Below are 17,238 nucleotides of genomic sequence, written 5' to 3'. Positions count from 1 at the left end.
TGCTGTACACTAGGGGTGATAATTCAATAGCTATAGCTGATCCTGCTTTCCGTCTGTTTGCGGAATAAGGATTTGGCCTTTTTTCCCGTTGCTGATCAGTGTCTGCATGATCACTTTTGACAGCTTTGCAGGATTATAAGGCTTGATAAGATAGTCCTTTGCTCCAAGGGAGAATCCTTTTTCTCTTTCATCCAAAGCCGTTGAGACAAAAATTGGGACATTCATCAGTGACTGGCTTTCTTTTATCATTTCCATGATTGCCCAGCCGTCGACTGCATCCTCCTCAAGCATGATATCAAGTACGACTGCATCAGGAGTGTTTAGTTTCATAGCCTGTAAAGCATCAGTCCCTCTTTTAAAATAACTTACCTGAAAGCCGCTGTCCAATAGCTCATGATTAATCAATTCAGCCAGACTTTGGTCATCTTCAATGACAACAACCGTATAGCTTGATTCTCTACCCTCTTGGGCAGAGCTATCTTGCTCATCAATTTCAGGCTCTAATTGTTCAATCTTAGGAAATGTGACTGTAAAGATACTTCCTTTTCCAAATTCCGAAGTAACCGTTATCTCACCGCCATGGCCCCGTACAATCTCTTGAACGATCGCCAACCCTAGTCCTGTTCCGCCAATTTTCCTCCGATCTGAGTTGTCTACCCGGTAGAATTTTCGGAACAGTTTCGGTATGGATTCTTGAGGTATCCCCAAGCCTTCATCTCTTACATCGACAAGTATTGATTCATCTTTATCATAAATAACGACTTTTATATTACCGCCGTCCGGGCTGTATTTAATAGAATTGTTGATTAAGTTCATAAACACCTGCTCCAGTTTCATCCTGTCTCCGAGGACAAAAGGGTGTGAAGCAGAATTTACTAAAGTAATCTTATGTTCAGAAGAATTGATTTGCTGATTTTCGATAACTTTCTCGAGTATTCGTACAAGATCAATGTCCTTCTTTTCATATGTTTGCTTTCCTGCCTCCATCCTTTGGACATCCAAAAAGTCATTGATTAGTGATGTTAGCCGTTTTCCTTCATGATAAATCGTTTGCAGGTATTTCTTTTGCCGTTCGGGCTTAAGCTCCTTGTTTAACATTAGCTCAGTAAAACCGAGGACACTTGCAAGCGGTGTGCGAAGCTCATGGCTGACGGTGCTTACAAATTCAGATTTCATTTGATCAACCTCGTATTCCTTTGTAATGTCCCGATGCACGAGGATCGTTCCTAGCTTTTTTTCACCTTTAAATAAATTTTCACAATAAATATTGAATACCCTGTTTCTGGACTTGTTTTTGTAGATGAATGATTGCTCTTCTTTAGTAGACGTTCCTGAGCAATTTGCCGCACGGGTCAACAAGGCTAAAAATGATTCATCCTCAATTTCCCTTGCCATAAGGGTAGTCCATTCCTGCCATGTAAGCGAATCAGGATTTTCAATTATTTTGAGTTCATCAAACATCTCGATAAGCTGCTTATTGATTTGTACAATTGAACCCTGATTGTCAATCAGCTGTATTCCTTCATGTATAGTATTGATGATATCCTGGTTTAGCCTTCTGCTGCTTTCTGTTTGTTCATAAAGTTCAATTTTTTCAAGAGAAATCGCAATCTGTTTAGCAAGCAGACCATATTCAGCCGTTTCCTTTTGCGTAAAAGGAGAAGAAAATCTGCTGAACGCCATGATCGCAACAACCTCTCCTGATGAAGACAATATTGGTATATACACGTCATAAATGTACTGAATATTGTCATGGAAACCGGCTTCCATTTTGGTTTGTTCCCGTCTGATATAAAAGGGTTTCTTTTCAGAAACTAGTTTTTCGGTAATACCGTTTTCAAGATGTTCAATAAAAAGTTCAATTCCCTTACCAGAGATTCCATAAGAAGCATTCACTTGTTCAGCCAGTAAAAAAACAATCCCTTTATCTGCGCCGATAATCCGGCACATATTCTTTACTATACTACCAAGGAGTTCTGAACGATTTAATGTGTTTGAAATACCGTTTATCAGTTCATTCCTGCGGGTCAGCATCTGTTCGTTTTCCCTTAATATCTCCAGTGTCTCTTCCAGGGTTTCCTGCTGCGCCTGCAATTCATCCTGCTGTGCAGTAAGCTCTTCGTTTTGGGCAAGCAAATTTTGTTCTTTATCCTGAATGCTATATAACATCTTCTTAAAAGCGATCGATAAAGCACCCAGTTCGTCACGGCGCTTCAATTCCTCAATAAAACCCTCTCGTCCAGCGGCTACTTCATTAGCTGCAAATGCCAAATCAGAAAGCGGCCGGCCGATATCCCGCAAGAATACCCTCATCACCCTGAATAAAATAATCAGAAACAGGGCCAAAAAACATATAAAGTACAGCTGTAAATTGTTTTGGTTCCTGGCAAGATCTTCTGCCTTTTGATCTCGCTTTTCCTGAAGGCTTTTAGAGTAATCCCACAGCTTATTTCTGATATCTGAAACCTTTTTCGTTGCCTCGCTGTTAGCAAAAACCCTAACTGCCTCAAGGTTGCCGTTTTCAACATATCCTATCACTTTTGGAATATTCTCAGAAAAGTATTCATCTGTAAATGCCTCAATCGAGAGGATTAGCAGCTTTTCTTTCTCAGTTGTTGCTTTATGTGCAAATTTAGTTGTCGCCTTCCTGATGCTTTCAGCTTGCTCAATGGCATTGTCTCTTAAATCCTCGTTGTTGAAAGCAATATAGCCTCTCATATCCATAAAGGCAGTATCGTAGCCGTTATATATTTGTGATATAAGCGATTCCTTTTTGGCAATCAGATTCCGTTCTTTGATAAATATGTCATTGATCCTTTGCTGAGTGTAAAAAAATACGCTGGAACCAATTAAAAATATTAAGAAAAAGATTCCCATTAAAAAGATGACCTGCCGGGTAAGGCTCCTCTTAATGTATTCTTTAATGTTCATCTACTATTTCCTCAATCTTTTCCAGGAGTTTCATCGGGCTAAAAGGTTTAGCAATAAAATAATCTGCTCCGGCCTCTAAAATGCCAGCCTGCTCATACTGCTGGCTTTTAGCACTTAACATCATTATTTTGGCATTCCGTTTATCAGGATTGTTTCGAATCTTTTCTATCACTTCAAGACCGGTAAAAATAGGCATCATATAATCAAGTATGATTAAATCATAGTCATTCTGATCAACCAGATCTAAAGCTTCCTGTCCATCGGCTGCTTCATCCACTTCAAAGTCTCCATCTTCAAGTGTATCTACTATCAGCATCCGCAATACCTCTTCATCTTCCGCCAGCAGTATTTTCTTCATGCTTATTCCCCTTTAATCGAAGCTTTTTGTAAGTATCTTTCATGATATAGTAAGACGGTTTCAAACGCTCTTGGTAGCTTGGTTCATTCCACTCATTCCAAGTAAACACAGCAGCTTTTTTCATTGGCAATGAATTGCCACTAGACTCAGGAAATGAAGAAAGAGAGCCATTTTTACCTTCATAGCCGATAGCGCCTATTTTAATACCATTAATTGTTTCACCATGAGTCAGACCCTTTTTCCACAAATCACCTATTACTTCTTTCAGGCTTGGATCCTTTACATTAAGGAGCTGCCATGGAATCCTTATTTCAAGTGTTTTTTTATTTTCGGCAATGCTTATATCGGTTAATGAATCATAATGTTGGCTGCCAGGATTTCCATTGCCCCACATTAACTTTCCAGTTTCAAAGGATTGAAACGGAACGGTCTGCTTTTTTGAAGGAATTGTCAGCTCTTTATTCAAAGCTAAACGTATGGGATGAAATATCCCATTATTTTTACGTGATGCATACTCTTCATGCGGTATCATTTTTAACAGATTTGCATATTGAAAGTAAAAACTGTCATAATAGCTGTCCACCATAATTCTAGAGTTATCCTCATTTGAAATTTCAGCAAGGAAATCAGTTCCCTCTAAGCCATTTACATTTATCCCATCTTTTACGCTCAACATATTCTGTCCCTGTCCGGGGATGGTGTCAAATACGAGCTGGATCTGATCCTCATCCTTATTAAAGGCTCTATTTAATTCAATTCTCATATATAGCCCTTCATAATCAGACTCTGCGTACATGCTTTTCAGGAAGGATTTTTTTTCAGCGGAGCTGTATAGCGGCTTTGATCTTTTAAGCTGCCAGTCCGCCGTCTCGCCATCAAGCAGAATAGAGTCTTTTGAATCAAATGCCAGCAGTCCAAACCGCTGCTCATTCGTTTGAATATTGGACCAAAAAGGGCGCCTGTCTGGATTATCAAAATCCATTGTGTTCCAGGTTCTTTTAAACCATTCATCCTGCCATGAAAAGAGAAGGCCGCCACCATATTTCTCGTCCAGGATTGATTGATAGAGATAGGAATCTATTTTTCCCTGCGCTTTCTCTGAATGCTTTCCCTGATTCAAGCCCTGAGGATTGACGTGGGTCAGGCCTCGGGAAGCTGGAACTCCAAACTCTGCGACAATGACAGGCATGCTATGCTCCTTCCTCAAGTCATGAAGGTATCCTGCATAACTATTTTTCTTGCCGCTTTTATCCTTGTAATTCAAGTATTTCTCCTCATAATTTAGGAAATCCGGATAATATGGATAAATATGATACGATGCAAACAGTCCTGCATGATAGCTGTTTTTCTTTTTTACATGATTAGGATTCACCACTGCCATATCCTCTGTTTGAGATGGTTCCGCAGGATGGGTGAGCATATCAGTTGTTACCCAATTTGTAAATGACATGCTATGCTGCCAGTTATACTTTTTTTCCTCATAAACGGCTGCATACTCCATCATCTGTGACAGCCATATTTCGAAAGGAGATGCATTTTCCGTATAGAAATAAGTACCGTTGTGCTGAGAAACTGACTTGTTTCTCTTGTTTGTTTCATCAACAACACCAGGATCCCACTCAATTCCCAAAACATAACCAAGAACGTACTTGGATACGTCATAGCGATATTCACCTGACGCATTCCCTGTTCTTTCCGGTATATTTGCATTGCCATGAACTGAATCTATGATATGACGCAGATTTTCTTTAAAACTGGCACTTACTTCTTTTGTGTACATGTTTTGTTTTTCCAGCATCATCTCTTCTTCAGCCCAAATACCATGGAATAAATAGAGGGGCTCTTTGGCTTGCTGATTATATTCATACAGAGCCTGATAAAATTCAGGCGGGTGCAGGGTATATACTCGGATAGCATTGGCATTCATGGCGCCGATATAACCAAACCACCTCAAGTATTCCTCCCGGGTTATTGATGTTTCCCCCGGAAAGAATCCGGGTTTGGCAATCCCCATATTTACCCCTTTAATAAGCAGATCTTCCCAACTGCCATTTTTCTTCACTTGAATATAATTTTCACCTGTTTTGCTGTTAAAATTAACGCCTGATTGCTCAGCTACCTCAATTTTTGCGGGTTTGACAGTTCGATTTAACCCTTTATCCAAAATGCCATTCATCAAAGGAACGTATCCAGTCCAAAAAAAAGAGTCCTTTGCTCCAACTGTCCTTTTCCATGCAGATAGACCAGAAGTTTGATATATTTCCGGTACTTCCTTCTCATCTGCAAAATCACCCGCAAAATAAAAGCTGTTATATGAAGCATTTTGATGATGAATAATTGCAGGAAAGGTTTCTGACAGCCCGTATGCTGCCAGTTTATCCTTGCCCGCTTTCGTTAGAGGCAGTGAATACTCTGCAAATATCTCGCTTTTATTTCGGGGTTCAATAATATCAAACCAATAAGAATATGTGGTTTTAATATTTCGGTCAAGCGTGTCCCGTCCTTCTTTCGTCAGTTTGAATTCCGGTCCGTTTCCGGATAATTCTTTTTCCTGAAAAACAATTAGGCCTCCCTGTTCATTCGACAGGACCAAGCCCCGGCCTTCCAACTCCCACTTTTTACCATACTGCATCAGGTAATTATTCCGGACCCAACCAGGAACCTCACTTGAAGAAAAGTCTGTAAAGAATCTGCCTGTCCAGCCTGTCCAATCGACATTTAAAAGATTGGACATCTGTTCCTTTGGCTTTTCTCCAGTTGGACTGGCAAAAGTATTGAATTCGGCGATTAGCGTACCGCCATTAGAGCGAAGACTTTTCTCGATTGCTTCAACGTCTTTCTCCTCTAGTCCTCCATGAAAAGTCTCCTCCTGGCTTTTATTGGTGCTATAAGGCTCCTCTTTACTTACACCATATTGATCTGCTAAATAGATAAGATCAGAATCCTCGAGCTTTTTCTGCAGCCGGCTAGTTTGATAATTCTTCTTTCCATCATGATTGAAACCAATATAATCCCTGATTGAATAGGTCTGATTATCTTTTTTATACTTTTCGTTATTTAGTATCCATGTAAGGCCCTTATGTTCCCGAAATGAATCATCAGGGACTGTTTTATCAAATATTAATACATTTAACTCCTTCTCCGGCTTTAGAAGCCATAGCCAAAATGGACTGCTGACAAAGGCAATAATAAATGCAATAAACATCACGAAATACAATGGCTGCTTAATTCTCATTTAGATACACCTTTCCGTTTCATTTCTCCCCAGCTATGGTTGCCTCTGAGAACATTAAAAACTCCTTCCATTCTCCAGATAATGGTTAATGGCCGGTACCAGAGTGTTTCTGTAAGAGAGTAAAGGAACAGTTTAGCAATGTCAGATACCTTTGGATATTTCCGCAAACTCCACTCCTCCAATAACACGGAAGCCATGGAAAAAACAGAGCCGTACAAGCAGGACAATAAAAATATTAATATCGCAAATTCCAAATAAACACCGCCAAAAAATAGCGAAAAGAAAAGGTATAAATATCCGGAGAATTCGATAATTGGACCAAAAAATTCAATAATCCAATAGTAGGGAAAGGAAATAAAACCAATTGTTCCATACTTTTTATTAAATGTTAAACTGCGATGGGTCCAAAGGCTTTCAAACAAACCCTGCTGCCATCTTCTTCTTTGCTTCCTTAAATATTTCATTTCTTCAGGAACTTCAGTCCAGCATACAGGATCAGGAACATATACAATTTTCTTTTTTGCTTTCCTTTGCTTTATTAATCGGTGAAGCCTGACTACCAGTTCCATATCTTCGCCTAAAGTGTCTGCTTTGTAGCCTCCTGCATCAAGAACCCATTGCTTCGAGAATACCCCGAAGGCTCCCGAAACTATTAAAAGCAAATTATGACGGCTTAAACCGATGCGTCCTATTAAGAAGGCCCTCAAATATTCAATCGTCTGCATGATAACAAGCGGTTTATCAGCAAGGCCTACAGAAAGAACATTACCGCTTTGAATATCACAGCCGTTCGCTATTCTTACGCTTCCACTCGAAACAATAACTTCACCATTGGATTCAAAGATAGGCTTCATTACCTTCAAAAACGCATCCCTCTCAAGAATGGAATCTCCATCGAGCGAGCAAAAATATGGATAGTTGGCGAAGTTAAGGCCGGCATTTAAAGCATCTGCCTTACCGCCATTTTCTTTATCAATTAAAAATAGATGCGGGAGCAGCTTTGATTGATAGATTTTTTTTACAGGCTGGGAAAATACCTCAACCCTAACTACCTTGCTAATCTCCTCCATCTGATAGTGTTCTATCATCATATTAAGGGTTCTGTCCTTTGACCCATCATTAATTACAACCACTTCAAACTGCGGATAATTAATACTCAGAAGCGAGCGGACGCTTTGGACAATACCGGCTTCTTCATTGTAGGCAGGTACAAGAATGGAAACAGGTTTGCTAAATATATCATCCTCGTAATCAGCATATGTCAGCTCTGTTTTCAGCTGGTATTCCCGTCTCAGCTGAATCATGGAAATAAACATTGTTATAGAATAAAAACTGATCACTACAACCATATAAATTGCTATAAACCAGCCAAACAGTTCACCTGCAAGCAAAATGGCAATTGAAAAATTCATGACACTAAACCCCTTTGTTCAGCCATTCCCATGCCATTTCCCTGGCAAATCTGTCATGGTCGTTTTTATACACTTCTTCCAAAACCCTTCTTCCACCCCGAAGATTCATAAGCGCTTCTGCTGCTTTGGATCGGACCCACCAATTGTTATCTCTCAGCAGTTTGATTAGACAAGGAGTGTAATCGCTGTCTTTAAAGATGCCAATGAGCTTGGCAGCAAGCATTCTTTCCTCCCATTTACCTGATTCGGCTAGTCCAATATATTTATTTATATCTTCAATGTACCCAAGTTCCGATATCGCTTTTAAAGCCCTTATTCGCAATTCACCCGAATACAATTCATAAACCGATTCAACAAAGGTCTTATACTTAAATTGTTTTTGAAGGGCAATGACATCCAGCAATACATTTTGCATCTTCACATCTGCGTTATGGAAGCTAAGGATAGCCTGATCAAATAAAGGCTGATCATACCTCTGGATAATTTGCCTGATCTCTGTTTCAGAGAGCAGATAAGCAATTTCAATCAAATAATCCAAGACTTTTTTATGCTGAAACAACGCCAATACCCTGAGACATTGGACGCGCTCTTCTTTAGAAGAACGCTTTCTTAAAAATAACCGTTCTAAATCACCGGATAGGGATGTCAGCCTGATTTTTTCAATATGGTACATGGCGTTCATACGTCTGCTCCACTTCCTGCTTGACAATTGTTTCCGATAATAAGTCTTTAAATGTTTATCTGCATAGGCGTTAAGCCGGGCATTCCCCTTCTCATCTTCAAGTACATCAGCTAAACCGCTTAAGAGTTCTTCTATAGCAATTCTTTTCTCATCGGTGTTAACAGTCATTTCCCTTAAAAGAGTTCCGTCAAATAAATAGGAAAGGACTGGGGCCTGAAATCTGCTTTTCCAATGTTCAATCTTCTTTCTTTTATGGTTTTCCGCCAGCTTCCGTGTAACCAGGTAGAGAAAGAGTATTGATATCAGGCCAACAAGAGCCAGTGTAAGTGCACTTAATAACAACAGTTCGTTTTTCATTTATTCTAAGCCCTTTTAAGCAAGCGTTCTATTCGTGCCTGGAGTTCCAATATGCTAAATGGCTTTGTTACATAATCATCAGCGCCCAGCTTTAAAGCCCTGGCAATATCTCGTTCATTCTTCCGCCCTGTTAACATAAGCGCGGATATCCGCTTATCTTTGCTTTCTGTCTGTTTTAATTTTTGCAGAACTTCCAAGCCATCCATTATCGGCATTACTCCATCGATAACAACAAAGTGATCATCACTCTCTTCAATACGGTTGGATTCGAAAAATTTCTGGCCATTCTCATAGACCGCTATATCTAATTCAATATCTTCAGTTTGGACAGTTTGCAGCATGCGAAGCAGCATGGAACGTATGATCACATCATCGTCGATAACAGAAATGCACATAACCTTCTTGGACGTTTCCGTAAGCACTCTGGAAACGACTGCTCTCGCTCTCCCATTTTGCTTTGCCTCATACAGTGACTGGTCAGCAATCTTCAATGCTTCCTCTGGTGAACTGGTAATATCATTAACTGTATAAATTCCAGCCGAGAAAGTAAGGGTAAAAGAAGCGCCGTTTGCTTTAAATTCTTTTTCTGAAAAAGAAGCAATTAAATTTTCGAGCGTCTTCTTCACTTCCACGGAGGAGGTATGCGGAAAGAGAACGGTGAATTCCTCTCCGCCATATCTAAAGACCATATCAGTTGACCTAAGTTCTGATTTCAAAAAAGAAGCAAACTCGATTAGGATTTTGTCTCCAGTCAAATGGCCGTATGTATCATTTACTTTTTTGAAATGGTCGATATCCAGCATGGCTATTGTAAAGACAGAATTGTTGCGTTTAATGCCTTCAAACATTCTAGGTAGGCTTTGATTCAGAAATCTTCTATTAAAGACCTGTGTCAGCTCATCGATTAATAAGGACTGATCAAATAGCTGCTTTCTCAGCAGATGTCTTCTCACCCTAACTGTGAACTCTTCGATATCAACGGGCTTTAACATGAAATCATCCGCCCCCATGTTATATGCTCTTATCCGTGAGTCTCTGTCCGACTGGCTGCTAATCATCAGCTTAGGAATATAATGCCGTTCATTATGCTTGTTAACGTCCTCCAGAATTTGAAAACCATCTTTACTTGGTAAATTAATATCAATGATTAAGCAATCTGGTTGCATTTCAAAATATTGGGCAGTTGCCTTTATCGGATCATTGCTGGCTATTACCATCCAGCCCTGTTCCTCCAATATATCCTTTAGCAATATGAGCATAGACACATCATCATCTATAATTAGAATCAAAGGTCCAGAAGTGTTTCCCGATTGTTCCGAGAGTTTTATTTCATCCTGAAAATGCTCATATTGATAGGTAAATGCTATTAAATCGAATAAAAAATTTCGCAGATCTTCTTTTACCCATATCTTTGTACTGTTTTCATCCAGCTGGCCTAGTAAGATTTCAGAAAGCTGGTACAGACCTCCGAGTTCTAATGTTCCAGAAGTTCCTTTAATGGAATGTAAAAAACGATAAATTTCCGATGCGGGTATATTTGTGTTTTTATTCTCATCAAACCAGGATTCCAGCTGATCCTTAATTTTTTTTATTAAATGATTTTTATATTTTTCAAAATTCATAAATACCTCCGGAAAACTCATAAAAAACCGGCCATTGAAATGTACTCGGCCGGTTTTGTAAATCAGACAGCTTGAGTATAATACATAGATTATAAGCTATATGGGATAAATTACAATCCTCAAACAAGGCCAATATTTTCAATGCTGGAGGAGTAATAATATATGTTTTGTTATAGATATGAAGTGATTGGTGAAGAGTAATGGTTACGGTTATTTATATGAGTATGCAGGCTTTTGGGAAGTTTTTAAAATATGTTACTCTTAACCCCGAATTCATGTATAGAATTCTTTGGTAACTATTTCTCCTAATCAGTTTTAATACTAAATACCCACACATGAAAACTTTTAATCTCACATCTTTATAAAAAAGCAGAAATTATTGCATTAAAATTTGAAATGGCAACTATCAAAATAAAACAGCCCAGAGCAGCAGTTACGCTTTCCCAGGGCTGTTTTTCCCGTATTACTGATAATTATGCTGCTCTTCAATTTTTCCGTCTTCATCGTGAATGATCGCCATTGTCCCTGCTTCCTCCGCCATTCGCTTGGCTTCTTTTACAGCTTCAGACTTTGAACCCGAAGTATAGTCAGGCTTATTTTCGCCCTCTGTTTTGACAGCCCAGCCTTCCTCATCATGCGGGACAACATGGAATCTGGCTTCGTCAGTTCCTGCCCGGTCTTTAAAATATTGATCGCGCTCGCTATTGTTTTTTGTCATGGTAAAACCTCCTGTTAAGTAAATATATTCATATCTTTCTGAACACCATTACATTACCCGCTCAAATGGCACGAAAACATTATTCAAATACAGCGAAGGTCAGGACGAAAAAATAAAAGATTAAAGATTCCAGCAGCTAATCTTCCTGCGCAATTCCAAACTAATGCCTTGAATGACTTGCATTGTTTTTTCTATTTCCACGTTAGAAAAAGCCTTAATTTTTGATATTCTCCAAATTATTAGGTAAAATAACCTAGTTCATAATTACTAAATAAGGAGCAAAACACAAATGTTAAACATCGGAACTATCGCACCGGATTTTAAAGTGGATACTGTGTCTTCATACTCCAGCTTGCCTATACCTTCAACGCTTGATAATTATAAAGGCAAATGGTTAATTCTTTTCTTTTATCCATATGATTTTTCAATTGTTTGTCCAACTGAAATTAGAGTAATGAATAGTTACTTACCTGAATTTGAAAACCTGAATACAGATGTGCTCGCAATTAGTACAGACAGTATTTTCACACACAGAGCCTGGCTAAAGGCAGACCATCCAAATGCAATAGGTGCAATCGATCTTACACTGGCATCTGATTATAAAAAGGAAGTAACCCAAGCCTATGATGTATTAGACCAAAATACAGGAGCTGCTCATCGCGCTTTATACATAATTAATCCTGATGGAGTCATACAATATGCTGCAATGACCAATGGAAATGTCGGAAGAAGTGCTGCAGAAACTGTTCGGGTACTTCAAGCTTTACAATCAGGCGGCATGTGCCCGATGGATTGGACATTGGGTGAGAAAACAATAGAACAAGAGTTTTAAATTTAAAAGCGAAAGCGCCCTGGTCAGAGGAAGAACGGCTAAAGTCGCCACGTCCTGTGGCAACGCCGTTCTGACCCACGTCCTGTGGACCTCCGACAAGCATAAGACAAGCGCTGACAGAAGTCGCATTTTGCCTTCCGAAGCGATTGGCGACCTCGAGGGGCTGGGCGCTGGAGCTGGACATTTGTACTTGTTTAAAATGTTATGCGTTGTTATTTAGTCAAAAAGAAGAATCTTCTCAGATTGTCGACAAAAGGGGTTTGGAATGGTCTCATTCCGAACCCCTTTTGCGTGATTTTTAGACAAACCTTAATAATCTTGCTGCAGGATTCCCCGTTTGCACCAAAAAAATAACCCCCGCTGCCGCAGGAGTTAATGCTATTATTCCATTGCTTGAATCCCTGTTAAGATTGAATAACCCTCTTTGTTTTTTGCGTTAACAAGAACTTTCCCCTTGCTGGCTTGTTTTTCTAGCTCCAGCCCGGTTCCCTCTTCTACATAAAAACGGTCGATTCCATACTCTATCATCACGAAAGGATTCTGGCTTTCATCCCACTTTTCGATATAGGGAGACATTTTCCCCTTCATATAAATTCCGTCAGGCTTTTGTTGAGAAACATTTGCAGCCTGATAAATGCCATTTTTCTTTTTCTCTAATGATACATATACGGATGGAATTTCAGTAAATTTATTTTCCTCAACTTTTTGCCTTAAATCCTTTTCCAGTAAATCGGCATCCACTCGCTCGATTTCCAGATCTAAAATAACATAATCACCATAAAAGAGATCTCGAGGATCGACAGGAATTGTTGCAAGAGTGATGTCCGCCCCATTCCGTATTGTATCTAGAGGCTTTACAAGCATCACTGTCAGCACGGCAACCGGAATAAAGAGGGAAATCAGGAATAAAGGCTTCGGCTTCCTAAAGCTTTTCATTCTTTTTATCCCCTCTCCTCGTTTTTTCAATCCAAAATCCCAGTGTGATCAGTAATAGTCCTCCAATGAAAAAGGCAATGGATTTATTCATAAAAACAAGGGAAATGTCGACGTAGAACCTTAGTATTAAAATACTAAACATGATGACACCCATTAAATACTGACGGTACACAAGAAACAGAATATATATCGAATATAAAATCCCGAAAATAAGCCAAATCGGGACATCTGTTACTAAGTTGCTCCAAACATAAGGAATTGTCAGGATGATACCGGTACTGAACTGAATGGAAAATCCAAAAATCTTCAAAATAGATTGGTAATCCGGGTGTTGTAAATGGGATATCACCATGCCAATCACAAAGAGTACTAATAAGTAATAACCAACGACATCCACATCAAAATACATCATCGTTATAATAATCCATTGCAGCGTTAGCACAAAATTGGCCGCAAATAACGGAATTGATTTATTCATCCACTGATGCCCGATAAAATACAGGATTGGGATCAGTACAGTCAGAACTATTGGAAAGTTATACTTCGTTCCTTCGGCTATTTCGACCGCGAATTTCATCTCAATGAATTGATACAACAGGAAAAAATTAGCGATAAGAATGAAGTTATTTTTCTTTAAGAAGTAATGCCACATGGCGAAGAAAAGCGGGATAACGGCCACCATAACATATGATGCCCCTCCTTCAGTAAACATAAATTTAGCTTCAATGAACTGATACAGCAAGGCAAAGTTAACATACAGCAAGATTCTGTTCCGGTTCATCAGGAAATGTCCTGCTGCAAAAAGGATGGGCAGCAAAAGCAAAATCATATAGGACGGGCTTTCATCTAACAGGAATTTCGCTTCAAGACCCAAATACAGTAGTCCAAAACCAAAAATATAAAGAACTTTATCCTTTAAATAAAAAGCTAACGGGAGAGTTCCAATCGCCCAAGCCAATAAGGCATTTCCGACTTCCCCGCCAAGGTGAAACATCTGTCCGACATAGAAAATTTCTCCTCCATATGCAAAAACACCAATGTAATACAAAACCTTAGAAACCCCGGGCTTTTTCTCTTCAAACAGCCAGGCGCTTACATAAGCAGCAATTAAGCCGAGCAGCAAAATGGCGAACTTCTCAAATTCAGTCAGCCCTTTCCAATTGCTCGCCACAAAACTCAAAATCCCTAACCCGATTAACGCGGCCCCGATAATCAAAAGGATTTGAACAAAGTTCAAACTAACCGGAGCCTTCTTTTCGATTTCTGCCTGTTTAATCTCATAGCATTGAATTAGTTCCAAACTTTTCCCTGGCCCAATCCGGCCAATTTGCTCTAAATATTCGAACTCTCTTTTTAGAAACTCATATTGCGATAATAAAACGAGACGTTTCATAAAATGCCTCCTAATTCAGTGCCTTTCCCTTAGTAAAGTTACCAATTTTATCCCAAACTACGTTTATTCTAACATGAATATATACCCTTTTACTTATTTTATTTCCAAAGGTTTTTTATCGTTACTATTGATGAACAAAAACAAGCACATTATTTCAAATTACTGGATTAATTGAAATCCAATAGATGAAATAATGTGCTGCTAAATTGAATAAAAGTACGATGCGAATTGAAAAATAAATCATTAACCTGCCTTTTATATTGTTATTATCTGCACACAATTACATTTTCTTATAGAATCTGCCGGATATCATTTAGGATAGTGTTTTACATAAAGATCAGGCTTTAAGTCTTTTAAGTAGGGAATTTGTTTTCGGTATTCCACAACATCTTCCAAATCAATTTCAATGACCTGCATTTCCTCTTTATCCACATTTCCGATCACCAATTCTTTTCCCCTTGGATTATACAGTCGATTGTTGCCAAACATATGGAGCTCAGATTCGTGGCCAACCCTGTTAATTCCTCCGACGAAACATGCGTTTTCTAGTGAACGGGATTGAAAATAAATTTCCCATAAATCTTTGTCCTGTATGGGGAACGCAGAAGGACAAAGTATGATTTCCGCTCCTTGTAGGGCAAGGGAACGGCTCACTTCCGGAAAACCACCGTCATAACAAATCATAAGACCTAATGTTCCGAAATCTAAATTAAATACGGGCAGTTCCATTCCTTCTCGGAAAAAGACGTTCTCTTTGGCCCACAAATGGGTTTTGTCGTATTTCCCGACAAACTCTCCTTGGCGGCTTATTACTAAAGCACTATTATAGATAATCCCAGGTACAGGGGTCTTAAAGGCTATTGGGGCGACAATGTTTATGTTGAACTGTTTGGCAGCCTGTAACAACGTTCTAATCACAGGTCCATTTATATCTTCTGCCAGGTCAAAATATTTATTGCCAATTAGATCAAGATTATAACCTGTGGTAAACAGCTCAGGAAAAACAATTAAATCGGCTTGCTGCTGTGATGCATCTTTAATAAAAGCGAGGGCTTTTTCAATGTTTGCGGAAATATCCATTAATTTGCTTTCGAATTGTACAAGCGATAAAATAACTCTTCTCAAAATTACCCCTCCATTGATTTGTTCATTTCTGCTTCAACTATGTTATGAGCAGGTTTTGCAAACATTTTTGAGTCACCAGAACTAAACTTTGTTACACCGAAGTGCACAATTGCAGCCACCAGAAACCCATCAAATGCAGGGACCGTTGTAATAGTGAAAATAGCAGAATTTGTTACAAATGAAACAATAGATCCGATAATCCAGGCAACAACAGGAACTGTCCGAATATTTATGAGTCTATCAAGATTAGAAGTAAAGTAATGCTGTTTGTTAAATAAATAGTAGTCAGTTGCAATAACACCACCCATAGGCGGAATCAGGACTCCTAAAACCATTAACCATGATACAAAGTTGTCATATATCCCAAGAACAGCAAGAATAATACCTAATATTCCAGAAATAACAGTTAACTGCCATTTTTTCAATTTTGTAAATACCACTGAAAAACCAAGTGCTGAGCAGTAAAGGTTATTATCGTTAGATGTCCATTGTGCAAGCAAAAGAACAACAAGAGCAGCTGCTCCCCAGCCCAAGCGCAGCATAATATCAACAATATCCCATGTTTCAGCAATTTGTGCCATTAAAGCTCCGACTACCATTACAATCGGCACTACAATCACAAACGCTAAGATGGCAGCCCCTATTGTATCCTTTGGAGACTTTGCATAGCGGGAGACATCGGGCGCTACTACGGCCCCTACAATGAATGAACTAATAACCATTGATATTCCCATACCTATTGTAATTGGCTCCCCGGTTCCTTTAAGTGACATAATGTCTGAAAAACTGTGATTTTCAAGTATTTTCCACACTGAAGCTCCCATTAATAGAAGCAGTAGTGGAACAGCCAGTTTACTTAGGAAGTCAAGTGCTTTGTAACCAATCATGGCGGTAAAAACCATACAAATACCGCCAATAATCGTAAATAACACTGTGCTCCCCCCTAATCCTGTAGCCATTTCCCAGGAGGTTGAGGAGGTTTTACCAAAAAGGCCTAATTGCACCGCAAACCAGCCATAAGAACCTAAAGCTTGTACTAATGCGATTATAATTATTGCCCTATTTCCAAAAGTAAAGCGGCTGATCATCGCTGTGGAAAGATTTGTTTTTGCACCTATTATTCCCACTAATATAGTAATTAAGGCTAGAACCCCTCCTCCAATCAGTGCAGCTATACTTGCCTGCCCCAATGTCAAACCATTTCCAATTGTTCCTCCTGTTAATAAAAGGCCCAGACTAATACCAACCCCTGCCCAAATAAGCCCCATTGATAACCAATTCTTTGTCTCCTCTTGAGGAACGGACTTCACGCTGTAATCTTCAAATAGATCTTTGCTCTTGCCTTCTGCCATTTAATCCCTCACCTCTCCATTTCATCAAAATTGTTAAACTTAATTTACATTCCACCACCATTCAGCTTAAGGCTGATCAATAATCAAAAAAGTTGGAAAATAAAAAATATTTAAATAAATTTTATCGTTAATTGCTGAACTCAACAATGTCCCCACACACCAAAATTCATCAGTATATATTGTGCTCTTAGTACAAAAACTTCCATGTTATACAATCTGAGAATGTAAAGGTCTTAAACAAGACAACAAATTGCGAATGGATTTTAATCGAGTAGGAGGGGGTGA

At 39.1% G+C, this 17,238-nt stretch carries 12 protein-coding genes; 1 reads left to right on the top strand and 11 read right to left on the bottom strand.

Annotated elements, in window-relative coordinates; genetic code table 11:
* Positions 1-30 precede the first annotated feature (30 nt).
* From CVD28_RS07515 to CVD28_RS07485, 7 genes are all read right to left on the bottom strand, one after another.
* Positions 31-2,931, bottom strand: coding sequence for an ATP-binding protein (locus CVD28_RS07515; protein WP_101591763.1), 2,901 nt, complete (start codon positions 2,929-2,931; stop codon positions 31-33).
* Positions 2,921-3,289 (bottom strand): response regulator transcription factor, encoded by a 369-nt coding sequence (locus tag CVD28_RS07510; RefSeq protein ID WP_101591762.1) that lies wholly within the window; start codon positions 3,287-3,289, stop codon positions 2,921-2,923. The genes CVD28_RS07515 and CVD28_RS07510 overlap by 11 nt, the downstream gene beginning before the upstream one ends.
* Positions 3,261-6,524, bottom strand: a complete 3,264-nt coding sequence (locus tag CVD28_RS07505; RefSeq protein WP_101591761.1) for a hypothetical protein — start codon at positions 6,522-6,524, stop codon at positions 3,261-3,263. Before CVD28_RS07505 ends, CVD28_RS07510 begins: the two co-directional genes overlap by 29 nt.
* Entirely contained in the window at positions 6,521-7,936 is a 1,416-nt protein-coding gene (locus tag CVD28_RS07500) for a glycosyltransferase family 2 protein (RefSeq protein WP_101591760.1), read from the bottom strand. Before CVD28_RS07500 ends, CVD28_RS07505 begins: the two co-directional genes overlap by 4 nt.
* A gap of 4 nt (positions 7,937-7,940) precedes the next feature.
* A complete protein-coding gene (locus CVD28_RS07495; protein WP_101591759.1) occupies positions 7,941-8,975 on the bottom strand; it encodes a HEAT repeat domain-containing protein in 1,035 nt (344 codons plus the stop codon).
* A gap of 5 nt (positions 8,976-8,980) precedes the next feature.
* Positions 8,981-10,597: a GGDEF domain-containing response regulator gene (locus tag CVD28_RS07490; RefSeq protein ID WP_101591758.1), complete on the bottom strand. Its 1,617-nt coding sequence runs from the start codon at positions 10,595-10,597 to the stop codon at positions 8,981-8,983.
* 463 nt (positions 10,598-11,060) lie between these two features.
* On the bottom strand, positions 11,061-11,315 hold the full coding sequence (locus CVD28_RS07485) for a DUF2188 domain-containing protein (RefSeq protein ID WP_101591757.1): 255 nt from the start codon (positions 11,313-11,315) through the stop codon (positions 11,061-11,063).
* Positions 11,316-11,604: 289 nt separating this feature from the next.
* Between CVD28_RS07485 and CVD28_RS07480 the strand changes: the two genes are divergently transcribed.
* The gene (locus tag CVD28_RS07480; protein WP_101591756.1) at positions 11,605-12,147 is read left to right on the top strand and encodes a peroxiredoxin; all 543 of its coding nucleotides are present in this window, start codon (positions 11,605-11,607) and stop codon (positions 12,145-12,147) included.
* A gap of 381 nt (positions 12,148-12,528) precedes the next feature.
* Here CVD28_RS07480 and CVD28_RS07475 read toward each other — a convergent pair whose 3' ends face one another.
* From CVD28_RS07475 to CVD28_RS07460, 4 genes are all read right to left on the bottom strand, one after another.
* A complete protein-coding gene (locus CVD28_RS07475) occupies positions 12,529-13,083 on the bottom strand; it encodes a GDYXXLXY domain-containing protein (protein ID WP_101591755.1) in 555 nt (184 codons plus the stop codon).
* A complete protein-coding gene (locus CVD28_RS07470; RefSeq protein WP_101591754.1) occupies positions 13,070-14,476 on the bottom strand; it encodes a DUF2157 domain-containing protein in 1,407 nt (468 codons plus the stop codon). The genes CVD28_RS07475 and CVD28_RS07470 overlap by 14 nt, the downstream gene beginning before the upstream one ends.
* Positions 14,477-14,785: 309 nt before the next feature.
* On the bottom strand, positions 14,786-15,601 hold the full coding sequence (locus CVD28_RS07465; protein ID WP_101591753.1) for a nitrilase-related carbon-nitrogen hydrolase: 816 nt from the start codon (positions 15,599-15,601) through the stop codon (positions 14,786-14,788).
* A gap of 2 nt (positions 15,602-15,603) precedes the next feature.
* A complete protein-coding gene (locus CVD28_RS07460) occupies positions 15,604-16,953 on the bottom strand; it encodes a cytosine permease (RefSeq protein WP_101591752.1) in 1,350 nt (449 codons plus the stop codon).
* Positions 16,954-17,238: the final 285 nt, after the last annotated feature.

This window comes from Bacillus sp. M6-12, assembly GCF_002860285.1.
Classification (GTDB): Bacteria; Bacillota; Bacilli; order Bacillales; family DSM-1321; genus Peribacillus.
The sequence above is the reverse complement of the archived record's forward strand: the minus strand, read 5'-3'. Positions and strand labels throughout refer to the sequence as shown.

Bases quoted from the DNA above. Each gene is read 5' to 3' on its own strand.
- CVD28_RS07515 (WP_101591763.1), bottom strand. From the start codon at position 2,931: ATGAACATTAAAGAATACATTAAGAGGAGCCTTACCCGGCAGGTCATC.
- CVD28_RS07510 (WP_101591762.1), bottom strand. From the start codon at position 3,289: ATGAAGAAAATACTGCTGGCGGAAGATGAAGAGGTATTGCGGATGCTG.
- CVD28_RS07505 (WP_101591761.1), bottom strand. From the start codon at position 6,524: ATGAGAATTAAGCAGCCATTGTATTTCGTGATGTTTATTGCATTTATT.
- CVD28_RS07500 (WP_101591760.1), bottom strand. From the start codon at position 7,936: ATGAATTTTTCAATTGCCATTTTGCTTGCAGGTGAACTGTTTGGCTGG.
- CVD28_RS07495 (WP_101591759.1), bottom strand. From the start codon at position 8,975: ATGAAAAACGAACTGTTGTTATTAAGTGCACTTACACTGGCTCTTGTT.
- CVD28_RS07490 (WP_101591758.1), bottom strand. From the start codon at position 10,597: ATGAATTTTGAAAAATATAAAAATCATTTAATAAAAAAAATTAAGGAT.
- CVD28_RS07485 (WP_101591757.1), bottom strand. From the start codon at position 11,315: ATGACAAAAAACAATAGCGAGCGCGATCAATATTTTAAAGACCGGGCA.
- CVD28_RS07480 (WP_101591756.1), top strand. From the start codon at position 11,605: ATGTTAAACATCGGAACTATCGCACCGGATTTTAAAGTGGATACTGTG.
- CVD28_RS07475 (WP_101591755.1), bottom strand. From the start codon at position 13,083: ATGAAAAGCTTTAGGAAGCCGAAGCCTTTATTCCTGATTTCCCTCTTT.
- CVD28_RS07470 (WP_101591754.1), bottom strand. From the start codon at position 14,476: ATGAAACGTCTCGTTTTATTATCGCAATATGAGTTTCTAAAAAGAGAG.
- CVD28_RS07460 (WP_101591752.1), bottom strand. From the start codon at position 16,953: ATGGCAGAAGGCAAGAGCAAAGATCTATTTGAAGATTACAGCGTGAAG.